Here is a 14,765-nt window from a genome sequence, read left to right as displayed (position 1 = left end):
TAACAAGGGCTTTTTATGGCAGAGCAATGCAGCGGCACCTGCGGGACTGTGAACAATTCAGAGGGTTGTGTCACTCAGGATTCAGTAGACAAAGCAAAGATAGATACCGGTTACGTTAGCGAATACCGTGTAGCCAAGATGGATTGCCCTTCGGAAGAAGGCATGATCCGCATGGCGCTGGATAGCGTTAACCCAAAGGTGACGTTGGAATTTGATACCCCCAATCGAAAGGTTCGCATTTTTCACGGTGACAACGCGGCAACCATTGAGGCTCGAATGCACGCGCTTGGACTGGGGGCGACGCTTGAGCACACTCATCCAGTGGAAAATAATGTCTTCATCCAGGCTCAAGTATCGGCCCAACAAACGTCACAAAATGAAGCCCGTATACTCAAATGGTTGTTAGTCATTAATGCGGTCATGTTTGCGGTTGAAATCACGGTCGGCTGGCTGGCTCAATCCACGGGATTAATCGCCGACTCACTGGATATGTTTGCCGATGCTGCGGTGTATGGCGTATCGCTTTATGCCGTTGGGCACAGCGTTCGGATGAAGCTGCGCGCCGCACATTTGTCCGGCTGGTTGCAGGTGATATTAGCCTTAGGCGCCTTGAGTGAAGTATTGCGGCGATTTTGGTATGGCAGCGAGCCAGTTTCCAGCCTGATGATGAGCTTCGGTTTGGTCGCATTGATGGCTAATGCTTGGTGTTTGGTATTGATTGCTAAAAACAGAGATGGCGGTGCACACATGAAGGCGAGTTGGATTTTCTCCGCCAACGATGTCATTGCCAATCTTGGCGTCATTTTGGCGGGCTTTTTGGTCGCTTGGACGGGATCGCGGTATCCGGATTTACTGATCGGCCTCCTTATTGCTGTGATTGTGCTCAGTGGCGCACGTCGAATTTTACAACTTAAGTCCTAAGGTGCGGACCAAGTGGCTAAATTCAACGCTTTTACCGGCCGGACCTCTAAAAGACAGAAAGTTTTGTAACTTCGAAGGGTTACGGTTCAAAACTTACTTCACTTACAATTATAATTACTTATCAGATAGTTAGCCTTAATTTGGCGATTATTGTACAAATCCCGGTGTCCCCTCTAAAACCGTCAGATCTCGATAGCCTGCCAGTCATTCAACGCGATGGACGGCCAGTATTTTTATCATCAGTTGCTGATATTGTGGAAACGGTGGATACGAGTACTGTAAGGCGCGTCGATAGTCGTCGCACTGTCACTTTAAATATCATTCCACCTGACTCGGTTGCCTTGGAGCAAGGTGTCGAGCAAGTTCGCAACGATGTGATTGGCTATTTGCGTGAACAAGGAGTCATACCTAACGACATGACTACGCAGTTGTCAGGTGCAGCGGACCAGCTTGCTGAGACACAAGCCGCATTGATGGAGAATTATCTGTTAGCGGTGGCTATTGTTTATTTACTCATGGTGGCCATTTTTGCTCATTGGGGACATCCGTTACTGATCATGACGACGATTCCTATGGGCATCAGTGCAGGTATCGCTGGGTTAGCCCTGCTTAATGGAGTTGGCTTATTTCAGCAACCTTTCGATATGATTACGATGCTGGGTTTCCTAATTCTCATGGGTACCGTGATCAATAACCCCATACTCGTTATTGAGCGCACGCTTTATTTAAAGCATCAACAAGCGTGTTCGGTTCAAGATGCGTTGAGCGGCGCATTGAAAAGTCGTATTCGCCCTATTGCCATAACGACAGTAACCACCTTATGCGGTATCGCACCGTTAGTGTTCATCCCGGGCGAAGGTACCGAGCTTTATCGCGGCGTTGGCACCATCGTGATGTTTGGCTTAATGGGGGCTGCCATCGTTACAGTAACGACGTTACCGGCATTAACGGCACTATTCTTGCGAAGTAAACTCAGTAAATGAGCTCATTTGTAGCGACAAGACCTTGTCTACAACCGGCGCAAGTTGGGTAAGATCAACGCTGGGGTATCCGCTAACGATATACTCCAGCGTTAACTCACTATCGCTGAAGGTCAAGGTCATCGTACCGTTTAACCCCAATCCCTGCAGCGGACCTAAGCCGCCTGTGAGACGAAGTACACGGCCGGGATCGACATAGGCAACGGTCATATGTTGAGCTTGTCTATCCCCTGCTATCTCGCAAAAACAGCCGCCGGCGACAGGGTCAATTGTCAGCGTGCCGTCGGCACCAAACCAAGTGTGATCAACAGGCCACCAGCTATCAATGTCATCGACAAATACGCGATATGCATTTGTCGCGCCGTCTTCATAGCGATGCGTTTGTTTGATATGAAAACCCGTACTGTCACTTGATACAACGTCTGCCGAAGCAAAAGGTGATAAGAATAACGCGCTCACTAGGAAGGACAAGTGTGTGGTTTTTCGCATAGTTATCTCGTTAATATTTTAATTAAACGAGCATAGCATAGCGGACATAAAAAAAGCGGCAATATCATTGCCGCTTTTTTTCTTAGGGGTCAAAGCTGGACTTATTGACCAGGCATCAACACGGCATCAATCACGTGGATCACGCCATTTTTAGCTTTGATATCCGCTTTAATCACCATCGCGTCATTAATCATCACGCCATTTGTTGCATCAACGGCAATAGTAGAGCCCTCAACGGTTTCTACATCGGTGGTTTTACCTTTGATGTCTGTGCTCATAATGTTGCCAGGTACTACGTGATAAGTCAGTACCGCACGCAACTTATCTTTGTCTTTAAGCAACTCGTCAAGTGCGCCGTCTGGCAGCTCCGCGAACGCATCATTAGTCGGTGCGAACACGGTAAATGGACCGTCACCTTTTAATGTGCCTACTAAACCGGCTTCTTTAATAGCCGTGACTAGGGTTGAGAACTGCGGATCTTTAGATGCAATTTGTACAATATCCTAATCACCTTTCATCTCTTTTTTACCACCGTGATGATCGGCCAACGCTTGGGTTGATGAAAATGCGAGTACACCGCCTACTACTGCAAACATGAATTTACGAAACATAATATGCCTCCTCGAATAATTAGGGCATCGAATAATACGACGGCGTGTTTGATTTCGATTAAAAATAAAACTGTAAATGTTCTGTAATTTTGCCGATAAACCTATTTAGGAAGCGTTATCTGCATTGGAGCAAACATGGCTATACTCAATCGCTACTCGATCGTTCAACGACTCATTGCCCTACTCGGCATCGCAGCTATTGGCACCGCACTGATGGTTGCCTTTATGATGTTTATTCTGCGTGGTGTATTTGTCGATGAGGAAAAACACAAACTTGATGCCGTGCTGGATTCTGCGATAAGCGTTATAAGCTACTATCATAGTCTTCAAGAACAAGGTGAACTGACGGAAACTGAAGCCAAACAACGCGCGTTTGCCCGTCTTAATGAAATCCGCTACGAGGGAGAAGAATATATTTTCACCATCAACCGTAGCGGTGACATGGTGCAACATCCGTTTGCTAAGCAGCTTGTTGGGACAAATGTACTCGATTACAAAGATCCCAACGGTACGCGGCTATTTCAACAAATGGTGGACGGGGTAAAAAATCAAGATCGCGCAACGGTTGAATATATTTGGCAAAAAGGTGCCGATAAGAATAATTTGGTTGATAAGATCAGTCGAGTGCAAGTTTTTCAGCCATGGAACTTGATTGTCGGCACCGGCCAATACGTTGATAACATCGCCGCCCTACTTTGGGCGCAATTCTTTAAGCTAGTGTTACTGGCGATATTTCTATCCGTGCCATTGCTCGTTCTCTTTTTATTAATTATTCGAAGTATCGTACGTCCATTAAAAGCCATTAATCAAGCGATGGAAAATATTTCCGAAGGTGACGGTGATCTCACCAAACGACTTGAGACTCAAGGCAATGACGAACTCACTCGAGTGGCTGAGTCATTCAATACCTTTGTTCATAAAATCCAGCAGCTTGTCACCAATGTGCAGGATTCGGTTGACGCTGAGCAGGCGGCGGCTGAGCAGTTGGCAAAATTATGTGATTCGAGTTCTTCGCAAACCGAGCGCTTAAGCCAACAAACCGAAGCCGTTGCTACAGCCGTCAATGAGCTTACATCTTCCGCCGGCGAAGTCGCAGATCATGCGCGCGAAGCAGCGGAATCAGCCAGTGTCGCGGATGAGCAATCGGGTCGTTCAGCCACCACAGTTCGGCGCGCCGTTCAGAACATTGATGAGTTGACACAACGTTTGAATCAAGCCAATCAACATGCAAAAACCTTGACGGAAGGTTCTAAGGAGATTGGCGACATTCTGAATGTTATTATCACAATTGCTGAGCAAACCAACTTGCTTGCGTTAAACGCCGCTATTGAAGCGGCTCGAGCGGGTGAAGCGGGACGGGGCTTTGCTGTGGTTGCAGACGAAGTTAGGCAGTTGGCGACCAAGACACAGAAATCGACGGATGAAATTGGCAGCATTGTCGACAACATTCAGCGCGCCATTAGTGATGTAACGAATATTATACGCGAAGCTGAATCAAGTTCTGAGCAAACCCGCGGTGAAACCATCGAAGCCGAACAAGCCATTAGTCAGATCCAAGAGGCTGTCGCAAATATCTCAGGAATGAATGTACAAATTGCGTCTGCAACGGATGAGCAAAGCCGTGTAACGCAAGACATTAGTCAGAATATAACGTCGATAAGTACGCTGACACATGACACTAAAGACGCGAGCCAACAGGTAAAACAAGTGTCTGATTCACTTATTAAAAACAGCGTTGATTTGAGTCAAATGATACGGCGGTTTCGCGTAAAATAGCCTTTTAGTTTATGGGGATATTGTTAATATGTCCTCTGTACGTTTATAGCCGTAAGGTGTAAACTATTGGCACTTTTACAAGGGAGCTGACTTTTATAAGTAAGCGGGTAAAAGTCGTCTTTTTCCTGAACTCAATCACCGCGGAATATCAAGATGAGTGAAACACTTCAAAACCAACCGATCGAATATAATATGAAGGTCGTTCGGCAGTTTACTGTCATGACCATTATTTGGGGTATCGTCGGCATGGGCTTGGGCGTGCTTATTGCTGCACAACTTGTGTGGCCTGAGCTGAACTTTAATACGCCTTGGCTTACCTACTCTCGCCTTCGTCCACTTCATACCAATGCCGTTATTTTTGCTTTTGGTACCAGTGCATTATTTGCAACCTCCTACTACGTTGTTCAAAAGACATGTAAAACCAAGCTGTTCTCGGACCGCTTAGCAACGTTTACATTTTGGGGTTGGCAGGCTGTTATCGTGGCGGCAGTCATCACATTGCCCATGGGCTTAAGCACTACAAAGGAATATGCTGAGCTTGAATGGCCGATTGATATCCTGATTGCCGTTGTGTGGATTGCTTATGCAATCGTATTCTTCGGTACGTTAGCGATTCGTAAAACCTCGCACATCTATGTTGCAAACTGGTTCTACGGTGGCTTTATCGTGGTTATCGCGATGCTACATATCGTGAATAGCATGGCGATTCCGGTCAATTTCGTTAAGTCGTACTCCATCTACTCGGGTGCGGTCGACGCCATGATTCAGTGGTGGTATGGACACAATGCGGTAGGCTTCCTGCTCACAGCCGGTTTCTTGGGTATGATGTATTACTTCGTACCTAAACAAGCTGAGCGCCCTGTCTACTCATACCGTTTGTCGGTTGTTCACTTCTGGGCCCTTATCTCACTTTATATTTGGGCAGGTCCTCACCATCTTCATTACACTGCGCTTCCAGATTGGACTCAATCAGTGGGTATGGTGATGTCTGTAATCTTGTTCGTACCTTCTTGGGGCGGCATGATCAACGGTATTATGACCCTGTCTGGCGCATGGCACAAACTGCGTACTGACCCCATCTTGCGTTTCTTGATTGTTTCTCTATCGTTCTACGGCATGTCGACTTTCGAAGGCCCGATGATGGCGATTAAGTCTGTAAACGCCCTATCGCACTACACGGACTGGACCATTGGTCACGTTCATTCAGGTGCCTTGGGTTGGGTTGCGATGATTACAATCGGTTCAATGTACTACTTAGTTCCACGTTTGTTCAACCAGAAACAAATTCATAGTATCAAGTTGGTCAACGTGCACTTCTGGCTACACACGATCGGCGTAGTTTTCTACATCGTTTCGATGTGGATTTCAGGCGTAATGCAAGGCTTGATGTGGCGTGCAACTAACGCTGACGGCACCTTGACTTACAGCTTTGTTGAGGGCGTACAAGCTTCATATCCGTTCTGGACGGGCCGCTTTATCGGTGGTTTGTTTATTATCATAGGTATGCTGCTAATGGCTTACAACTGTTATCAAACCATCCGTGCCGGCCGTCGTGAGACTGCCGCAGGTAACGTCGTACAAACAGCCTAAGGGAGATAACAATGAGTCGTGTAAAACATGAATTTGTAGAAAAGAACCTTGGCTGGTTGTCTGTTTTGATGATTATCGCAGTGTCGATTGGTGGTCTTGTAGAGATCACCCCACTGTTATTCCAAAGCCAAGTACAAGAGCCGGTTAAAGGTTTGAAACCTTACACCGCACTTCAGTTAGAAGGCCGCGATATTTACATGCGTGAAGGTTGCTCTAACTGTCACAGCCAGATGATTCGTCCGTTCCGTGCAGAAACCGAACGTTACGGTCACTATTCACTGGCAGGTGAAAGTGTTTGGGACCACCCTTTCTTGTGGGGCTCAAAGCGTACTGGACCTGACTTGGCTCGTGTAGGTGGTCGTTACAGTGATGATTGGCACTATGTGCATTTGATGAATCCACGTAACGTTGTACCTGAGTCAAATATGCCTGCCTTCCCTTGGTTAGCTGAAAACACGTTAGATGGTGCTTACACAGCTAAGAAAATGGAAGCACTTCGTACATTAGGCGTTCCTTATACGGATGAAGATATCGCTGGCGCAAAAGAAGCTGTTCAAGGTAAGACCGAGATGCAAGCGCTTATTGCTTATCTTCAATCACTCGGGACCGCTCTGAAACGCGCGGATAACGAATGAGTTACGAAGATTACGGCACTTGGCGGGGACTCTTCTCCATCGTGATTTTGGTAATTTTTATTGCCATCGTACTTTGGGTTTACCTGAGCCGCCGCGCCAACAAACAATTTGATGAGGCTGCTAACTCAATCTTTGACGAGAATGAGTCGGAGTCCTCATCTAACGAAAATAGCGAGAAACCGGAGTCCAAGAAAGATGAGTAACTTCTGGAGTGCATGGATCATTGTTCTAACGTTGGGGTTGTTGTTTGTCCTCATCTGGCTATTGCGTTGGAACATGAAAAACTATACGGACATCGATGAAGGCCAGGAGATGGACCATGAGTTCGATGGCATCGTTGAAGTCAATAACCCACTACCTAAATGGTGGACCTACTTGTTCTGGGCGTGTTTTGCTTGGGGCTTTGTTTACCTAGCACTGTATCCGGGGCTTGGTAAGTTCGACGGTTTATTAGGTTGGAAAAGCTCGAACCAAGATGTGCAATCGTTAGCTGAGTCACGTGCAGCCATGAAAGCTTCAAAAGATGACGGCTCTATCGTTCAGTACGACCGCGAAGTGCGTGATGCTGAGGAAGAGTTTGGTCCAATTTTCGAAGCCTATGCTCAAACGCCGATTCAAGAGCTGATCAAAAATGAGGACGCTTTAGAGGTGGGCCAGCGCCTATTCCTGCAAAACTGTTCTCAGTGTCACGGTTCAAACGCAATGGGCGGACGTGGCTTCCCTAACCTGACTGATGACGACTGGTTATATGGCGGTACTCCGCACGACATCAAGACGACCTTGCTTAACGGTCGTCAAGGCAACATGCCTGCATGGGGTGAACAGTTCAGTGATCAGGAAATTACTGAGTTAGCGAACTATGTAGCGAGCCTAAGTGGTCGTGAACGTGACCCAGAACTCGTTGCCGCAGGTAAGAAAAACTTTGCGGTCTGTTCAGCGTGTCACGGTCCAAATGGTAAAGGTAACCAGCAGCTAGGTGCGCCTAATTTGACTGATAATGTTTGGTTGTACGGTGGTTCTATTGCCACTATCGAGGAAACTTTACATTACGGAAGAAACGGTGTGATGCCAGCGTGGAAAGATATTCTCGGAGAGGATAAAATACACGTTGTCTCAGCGTACATTTACAGCTTGTCTCACGATGAGTAAGTAAATCTGGTTTAAAGCCCCGCTACGGCGGGGTTTTTTGTTAAAGAGGATTATTATTATGCAGAAACCCTGGTATAAGCAGTTTTGGCCTTGGTTTCTAATCGCCCTGCCCGTAACCGTCATGTGCGTGTGTGCGACGATTATTTACCTCTCTGCATCCCAAGGTGGTTTTTCAATGGTAGTCGATGACTACTATAAACGCGGCAAAATGATCAACGCGGTCATTGAACATGTAGAAAAAGCAAAAAAACTGGGAATCTCATTTAATGTCACCGCTCACGACGGTAAGTTCACGTTGCAATATGCGTCTGGACAGCCTAGCGAACTCTCAGCACTCACGGTTGAGTTTGTCCATGCAACGCAATCCACTAAAGATTTTACTCGTCAAGTGACGGTTGGTGCAGATGGTGTATATCGAACCGATATACCTGCTGACATGTCAGGCAAGTACACGATTACCGTGACACCTCACAGTGCTGATTGGAAAGTCAGTGAACAGTTTTATTTTCCATTAGACAAAGCCACGTTGTTGGAGCCGAACCTCTATGGCGTCTGACGTTGAAGACGGCGTTTGTTTTCACTGTTTGCAACCGATACCGCACGGCGTCGAGCTATCGGTTGCGTTCCAAGGTGACGACAAAGCGGTGTGTTGTGCTGGCTGCCAAGCGGTCGCTGAAACCATCATTGAACATGGTTTAACAGCTTATTATAAACATCGTGATTTAGATAAACCTCAACAAACGCCATTATTACCCGAGCAACTCAAAGAACTCGACGTATATGACAACCCTGACGTTCAGTCAGATTTTGTCCGAAACACGGGTGATCATAGTAAGCAAACCACCCTTACCGTGAATAATATCACCTGTGGTGCCTGTGCATGGCTTATCGAGCGAGAACTTGCAAAAACACCCGGGATGATTAAATCGGTCGTTAACGTGAGTAACCAACGTCTTCACATAGAGTGGGACGGTAGCATAATCAAGTTAAGTGATATCATAGCCCGGCTCGCCCGTATTGGGTATCAAGCTCTACCCTTTCAGCAGAACCAAATAGAAGCCAACATCAACGCGCGGCGCAAAGGATTTATTAAACGGTTGGGTGTCGCTGGCTTAGCCACCATGCAAGTCATGATGATTGCCTTCGCTCTTTATTTTGGCGTGGTTTCCGATCTTGACCCAACAACTCAACAATATCTGTGGGTTGTCAGTTTAGTGTTTGCAACTCCCGTGATCTTATACAGTGGCCAGCCTTTTTATAAGAGCGCGCTCAAAAGTATTCAGGCGGGTAGCGTTAACATGGACGTTCCCGTCAGTATCGCGTTAATCGGTGCATACATTGCAAGTTTATATGCAGTCATTATCGGACGCGGTGAGGTCTATTTTGAATCGATCTCGATGTTTACCTTTTTCCTGCTGACGGGTCGTTTTTTAGAGTTGTTAGCCAAAGAAAAGGCTCTCAAATTTTCTACCAATCGCCTTACTTACATGCCCAACTTGGCGCACCGTGAATATGATGGTGGACTAGAGGATATTGCAGCCAAACAACTCAAAATTAACGACATTATTGTTATTAAACCTGGCGAAACCATACCCGCGGATGGCGTTCTCTTGAGCGATAAGGCCTCGGTCGATGAAAGCTTGCTGACGGGAGAAAGTCGCCCAGTCACCAAAGCAACCGGTGACGGTATTGTAGCAGGCTCGGTTAATCAAAGCGCGACACTGAGAATTAAAGTCACAGCTACCGCTCAACAAACCGTATTGGCTGGCATTGTTGCTATGCAAGATGCTGCTTTAGCCGACAAGCCCAAAGTGCAGAAAGCGATTGACCATATCGCGCAGTATTTTGTGATGACGCTGCTTGCGATCGCCGCGGTTACTTTTTTAGTGTGGTCTTGGTTTGATCCCGATCATGCCCTGTGGGTGACCTTGGCAGTATTGGTAGCTACTTGTCCGTGCGCCCTGTCGTTAGCCGCGCCCACATCGATTACAGGCGCCGTGCATCGACTCAACCGGATGAACGTTTTAGTCAAAGGTGCACAACTGCTTGAGAGCGTAAAACACCTTGATACGGTGGTGTTTGATAAAACCGGTACACTCACTTACGGTCAATTTAAACTGATCGCGCGTGAAGACTATGCCGACATCGATATGATAAATGCGATTGTAAGTGGTTTAGAGCAGCGCTCTGAACACCCGATTGCGGCCGCCTTATCTCAGTTAAGCGATCAACCCACATCACCTGATGCCATTCAAAATTACCCTGGACAAGGCATACTGGCGGAAATTGCTGGCACCGACTATCGATTAGGTCGTTGCGAGTTTATCCAAATCTGGCACCCTAACTGGCAACCCAAGCGACAAAGCAATGTTATTTTAGCCAACCGTCAAGCTGTGTTGGCAGAATTTCAGGTAGATGATGAGGTGCGAGAGGATAGCCATGACGTCATTTCTGCGTTAAAACTGCAAGGTATCCGAACCATCATGTTAACGGGTGACAGCGACGCACGGGCTCAAACACTTGCCTCTCAGTTGGACATTGACGAGGTGCTCAGCGAGCAGTCGCCAGCTGATAAGGTTGATACCATTAAGTCACTGCAGCAACAAAAGCATACTGTTTGGATGATCGGTGACGGGATTAATGACAGTCCCGTTTTAGCACAAGCGGATCTTTCAATGACCTTTGCTCATGCATCCGATATGGCGCAAACAGCGGCGGATGTGGTGCTACTTAATGACCAACTAACACGTGTATTGGATGTTATCGAAACGGCACGAAAAACGCGTATCATTATGCGTGAGAACTTTATCTGGGCAGCAGGCTACAATCTGACCATTTTACCTATCGCTGCGTTAGGTTTAGTTGCGCCTTGGGCGGCCGCATTGGGTATGTCGTTAAGCTCGTTAGTCGTGGTGGCAAACTCACTAAGGTTGTACCGTTTATGAGTGTTATTTACGCATTAATTCCTGTCGCTATCCTGTTTGTCATTTTAGCTGTCGTTATCTTTTTTTGGGCTGTACGCTCAAATCAATTTGAAGACATTGAACGTCAAGGTATGACGATTCTAATGGATGACGATGACGTAAAAGAGCAAGAAAAGCCAAACGATGACCGATCAGATTAATTGGTTTACTCCTCTTTTGATGGGGCTTGCGGGAGCGGGCCATTGCTTGGCGATGTGTGGCGGCCTTGCCGCAGCCATGGGTGTTAATCAGAACCGCCTAACTGTGTTTGTTTATAATTTAGGCCGTCTTACATCCTATTCGTTGTTAGGCGCTATTATGGGTGGCGCAGTAGCATTACTCGCCCCCGACACGCCCTACACGACCCCTGTTCTTAGAATTTTTGCCGCCACCATGATGATACTATTAGGCCTATACTTAGCTGGGTGGTGGCCAATACTGGTTAAACTTGAGTCATTAGGTCGCCCGGTATGGCGTAAGCTCCAGCCGTTCGCCGCAAAATTGCGTGGACAACACGGATTACTACCTGCTTACCTTGCGGGCATGTTTTGGGGCTGGTTACCTTGCGGTTTAGTGTACAGTGCATTGAGTTACGCAGCGGCTTCGGGGAGTGCCTTTAGTGGTGCAGGTTATATGGCTTTATTTGCTTTAGGTACGTTTCCCGCGATGATCGGTTTGGGACTAATTAGCCAGCATGTTGCTCAGCTATTCAGAAGCCAAGGGGTTAGAACAGCCTTAGGCGTCATGATGCTACTCTACGGTTTATGGTCGCTTTTGATCGTAATCAAAGCGTTGCTACAGGGTTAATGCTGATCACTGGTATAGCATCCATTATTGCGCTAAGTTAATGGTAACAATCATTGGTTATGTGTGTGGGAGCATAACATGGAACGATTTAAACGGATTCTCGTCGTGGTTGACCCCGCTGATGAAGAGCACAAAGCGATAAACCGATCATTGCATATCGCTCGTTTAACGCAGGCAAAAATCAGCCTACTCCTCTCTATTTATGATTTCTCTTATGAAATGACCACGATGTTATCGCGCGATGAACGCGATACGATGCGCACAAACCTGATCGCTGATCGTCGAGCCTGGATTGCCGACTTACTAGAGGGCTTTGATACGGATGGGCTCGATATTGATATTACTGTCGTTTGGCATAACCGTCCGTTTGAAGCGATCATCGAGCATGTTCAAAAGCTCGAAGCGGATCTGTTGGTCAAAGCAACTCAAGTTCAACCGAGTTTTCAAAATCTATTATTCACCCCGACCGACTGGCACTTACTGAGAAAGGCACCCTGCCCAGTCTTGTTGGTCAAGGAACATGCTTGGCCACAACATGGACAAGTGTTGGCCGCCATACACAGTGGATCGGAAGAGCACGAGCACCAACAGCTTAATGACCGTGTTGTAGATACCGCTCAAGCAATGACTGAAGTGCTCAATGCGAGCTTGCATTTAGTGAATGCCTACCCGGCGGCACCTATTAACGTCGCGGTAGAGATTCCCGAATTTGACGTGACTCAATATAGCGACGAACTCGAAAAACATCACAAAAATGCAATGGCTAACTTTGCTCGTAAATACCGTATACCTAATGCACAGCAGCATGTCGAACAAGGTTTGCCTGAACAAGTGATTCCCGACTTAGCTAAACGACTGGATGCAGAACTTGTCGTTTTAGGGACGAAAGGACGGACTGGCTTTTCGGCGGCGCTGTTGGGAAATACCGCTGAACATGTACTAGAGCGTCTTAACTGTGATGTCCTTGCTATAAAGCCCGCTGATTTTAAATCGCCAGTGGCATAATAAACAGTGGTTCGCTATAATCGCGCCCTATTTTTCGACGATATCAATATAGGCGTGAGTGGGTATGCAAACGGATCGCACTGAAGCGAAAAAACAGTACGGTTTTAATAAACTGCAAAAGCGCATCCGCAGAGAGACCGGTAAGGCGATTCAGCAGTTTTCGATGATCGAGCATAACGACAAGATCATGGTTTGCCTCTCGGGAGGCAAAGATAGCTACACCCTGCTCGACACCCTAATGTACCTAAAGCGTGTGGCCCCTATCAGTTTTGATATTGTGGCAGTTAACCTGGATCAGAAGCAACCCGGGTTCCCAGAGCACGTGTTACCCAATTATCTCAATAGCCTCGGTGTTGATTACGAAATTGTTGAGGAAGACACCTATAGCATCGTAAAAGACAAAATCCCCGAAGGAAAAACCACTTGCTCACTCTGTTCACGCTTACGCCGAGGGATTCTATATAAAACGGCTAAGCGATTAGGCGCTACTAAAATTGCGCTTGGTCACCACCGCGATGACATGATAGAAACGCTGTTTTTAAATATGTTTTATGGTGGGAAACTGAAATCGATGCCGCCGAAGTTAGTCAGCGATAATGGCGAACACGTGGTTATCCGACCACTAGCTTTTTGCCGGGAGAAAGACATTGCACGTTATTCTGAGGCGATGGCGTTTCCAATAATTCCATGCAACTTGTGTGGTTCACAGGAAAATCTTCAGCGCAAAAATATCAAGGCAATGTTAAATCAATGGGACCGCCAATTCCCCGGCCGTATTGAGAGTATCTTTACTGCTATGCAAAGTGTGACGCCATCGCACCTAGCAGATAGTCAGTTGTTTAACTTCGATGAGGTGCGAGCCACTGGTTTAGAAACGGAAGAAGGCGACACCGCATTCGATGCGCCCTCTTTTAACCAGTCATTCGCTCCTGAAGACGATGATGAACAGTTGATGTCCTCTATCAAAATTACACATATCGCTTAATTTGAAGAAACGGCGGCTTCTGGAGTCGCCGAGTTTTCTTGTTCCATAATAGCTTCAACGATCGGACGATTAACCCGAATCATCGCTTTCAGCTCATCAATGTAATCTTGTCCGCGCTCGGAATAGCTGTGCAAACCGCTTAGTAGAGGAATCGCACGTACTTGCTCCTCTCGATCACGCATCACTTCACGGATCTGACGTAACTCAAGATACGGTTCATGTGTGTTAATGTTGCGCATGTAACTTCGAACCGATTGCGCCACGTGGTCAAACTTTGCCACTTCGTGATTCATCCCCTCAGGTCGTTGGCTTGGTACTAGTCCACAACCCTCGCGATAACACCACTGGCCAAATAAATTGAGCCCTTCTTGTGCAAACCGTGATGTACCCCAGGCGGACTCGTTCGCCGCTTGAACGAGCACCATCATGGTCGGAATAATATCCACCCGGCGCTTGAGGATTTCAAATTGCTGTTCGTTATCTAGGGTTGGATCAACTTCGTAGTAATCGACTAAACGAGCGAGTTGACTTTTATCTTGTTCGTTTTCAAAACCTCTGCTGTACGCATTCTCGATGGCAAATAGCTGTTGTCTTTCGTGCAGAATACGTAAATTCTCCGCTTCAATGATGGGCAGTAGATAGCGAAAAAACTCCCTCTTTTTCTCTTGTACATCATTAAACTCGTCAAAATTAGGGATCTCTGTACGAGGTTTTAGGGTTGGCACTGGAGGCAAACCGTGGCTCACTATATCTTTGTCGCTTGTCGGCTTCTCATATTTACTAAAAAACGGTAACAACAAAGCGGCTATACATACCAAGATAAAGAAAATAATAAATAATTTTTTTCGCATTTG

General features: G+C 46.8%; 16 protein-coding genes. 13 read left to right on the top strand and 3 right to left on the bottom strand.

Annotated elements, in window-relative coordinates; genetic code table 11:
- Nucleotides 1–15 precede the first annotated feature (15 nt).
- A complete protein-coding gene (locus AC3AP5_RS05095; RefSeq protein ID WP_286911324.1) occupies nucleotides 16–921 on the top strand; it encodes a cation efflux transmembrane domain-containing protein in 906 nt (301 codons plus the stop codon).
- Nucleotides 922–1,061: 140 nt separating this feature from the next.
- On the top strand, nucleotides 1,062–1,904 hold the full coding sequence (locus tag AC3AP5_RS05090; RefSeq protein ID WP_272978097.1) for an efflux RND transporter permease subunit: 843 nt from the start codon (nucleotides 1,062–1,064) through the stop codon (nucleotides 1,902–1,904).
- Here AC3AP5_RS05090 and AC3AP5_RS05085 read toward each other — a convergent pair.
- Both AC3AP5_RS05085 and AC3AP5_RS05080 read right to left on the bottom strand, forming a co-directional pair.
- Entirely contained in the window at nucleotides 1,875–2,390 is a 516-nt protein-coding gene (locus tag AC3AP5_RS05085) for an SRPBCC family protein (RefSeq protein ID WP_272978096.1), read from the bottom strand. The genes AC3AP5_RS05090 and AC3AP5_RS05085 overlap by 30 nt on opposite strands.
- A gap of 101 nt (nucleotides 2,391–2,491) precedes the next feature.
- The gene (locus tag AC3AP5_RS05080; RefSeq protein ID WP_337877990.1) at nucleotides 2,492–2,881 is read right to left on the bottom strand and encodes a fasciclin domain-containing protein; all 390 of its coding nucleotides are present in this window, start codon (nucleotides 2,879–2,881) and stop codon (nucleotides 2,492–2,494) included.
- Between the two features lie 255 nt (nucleotides 2,882–3,136).
- Here AC3AP5_RS05080 and AC3AP5_RS05075 point away from each other — a divergent pair, with 255 nt between their 5' ends.
- The 11 genes from AC3AP5_RS05075 (at nucleotide 3,137) to ttcA (ending at nucleotide 13,911) form a co-directional block, all read left to right on the top strand.
- A complete protein-coding gene (locus AC3AP5_RS05075; protein WP_348671387.1) occupies nucleotides 3,137–4,777 on the top strand; it encodes a methyl-accepting chemotaxis protein in 1,641 nt (546 codons plus the stop codon).
- Between the two features lie 153 nt (nucleotides 4,778–4,930).
- Entirely contained in the window at nucleotides 4,931–6,367 is a 1,437-nt protein-coding gene (gene ccoN / locus AC3AP5_RS05070; protein ID WP_286682735.1) for a cytochrome-c oxidase, cbb3-type subunit I, read from the top strand.
- Nucleotides 6,368–6,378: 11 nt separating this feature from the next.
- Nucleotides 6,379–7,002, top strand: coding sequence for a cytochrome-c oxidase, cbb3-type subunit II (gene ccoO, locus AC3AP5_RS05065; protein ID WP_006955760.1), 624 nt, complete (start codon nucleotides 6,379–6,381; stop codon nucleotides 7,000–7,002).
- Nucleotides 6,999–7,205 carry a cbb3-type cytochrome oxidase subunit 3 gene (locus tag AC3AP5_RS05060; RefSeq protein ID WP_006955761.1) on the top strand — a complete coding sequence of 69 codons (207 nt, stop codon included), beginning with the start codon at nucleotides 6,999–7,001 and terminating at the stop codon, nucleotides 7,203–7,205. The genes ccoO and AC3AP5_RS05060 overlap by 4 nt, the downstream gene beginning before the upstream one ends.
- Nucleotides 7,198–8,151 (top strand): cytochrome-c oxidase, cbb3-type subunit III, encoded by a 954-nt coding sequence (gene ccoP, locus AC3AP5_RS05055; protein WP_006955762.1) that lies wholly within the window; start codon nucleotides 7,198–7,200, stop codon nucleotides 8,149–8,151. The genes AC3AP5_RS05060 and ccoP overlap by 8 nt, the downstream gene beginning before the upstream one ends.
- 58 nt (nucleotides 8,152–8,209) lie before the next feature.
- Nucleotides 8,210–8,707, top strand: coding sequence for a FixH family protein (locus tag AC3AP5_RS05050; RefSeq protein ID WP_006955763.1), 498 nt, complete (start codon nucleotides 8,210–8,212; stop codon nucleotides 8,705–8,707).
- Nucleotides 8,697–11,096, top strand: a complete 2,400-nt coding sequence (locus AC3AP5_RS05045; protein WP_006955764.1) for a heavy metal translocating P-type ATPase — start codon at nucleotides 8,697–8,699, stop codon at nucleotides 11,094–11,096. Before AC3AP5_RS05050 ends, AC3AP5_RS05045 begins: the two co-directional genes overlap by 11 nt.
- Entirely contained in the window at nucleotides 11,093–11,275 is a 183-nt protein-coding gene (ccoS, locus tag AC3AP5_RS05040) for a cbb3-type cytochrome oxidase assembly protein CcoS (RefSeq protein ID WP_487327139.1), read from the top strand. The genes AC3AP5_RS05045 and ccoS overlap by 4 nt, the downstream gene beginning before the upstream one ends.
- A complete protein-coding gene (locus AC3AP5_RS05035) occupies nucleotides 11,259–11,921 on the top strand; it encodes a sulfite exporter TauE/SafE family protein (protein ID WP_006955766.1) in 663 nt (220 codons plus the stop codon). Before ccoS ends, AC3AP5_RS05035 begins: the two co-directional genes overlap by 17 nt.
- Nucleotides 11,922–11,999: 78 nt before the next feature.
- Nucleotides 12,000–12,926: a universal stress protein UspE gene (gene uspE, locus AC3AP5_RS05030; protein ID WP_006955767.1), complete on the top strand. Its 927-nt coding sequence runs from the start codon at nucleotides 12,000–12,002 to the stop codon at nucleotides 12,924–12,926.
- 64 nt (nucleotides 12,927–12,990) lie between these two features.
- Complete coding sequence (gene ttcA / locus AC3AP5_RS05025; protein WP_487327138.1) at nucleotides 12,991–13,911, top strand: tRNA 2-thiocytidine(32) synthetase TtcA; 921 nt, start codon at nucleotides 12,991–12,993, stop codon at nucleotides 13,909–13,911.
- On the opposite strand, the gene AC3AP5_RS05020 is transcribed toward ttcA, so the two are convergent.
- Complete coding sequence (locus tag AC3AP5_RS05020) at nucleotides 13,908–14,762, bottom strand: glucosaminidase domain-containing protein (RefSeq protein WP_487327137.1); 855 nt, start codon at nucleotides 14,760–14,762, stop codon at nucleotides 13,908–13,910. The two genes, ttcA and AC3AP5_RS05020, sit on opposite strands and share 4 nt — an antisense overlap.
- Between the last annotated feature and the right edge of the window lie 3 nt (nucleotides 14,763–14,765).

Source organism: Idiomarina sp. D18 (assembly GCF_057748155.1).
Note: the sequence above shows the minus strand (reverse complement) of the source record. Positions and strands in the feature narration are given on the sequence as shown.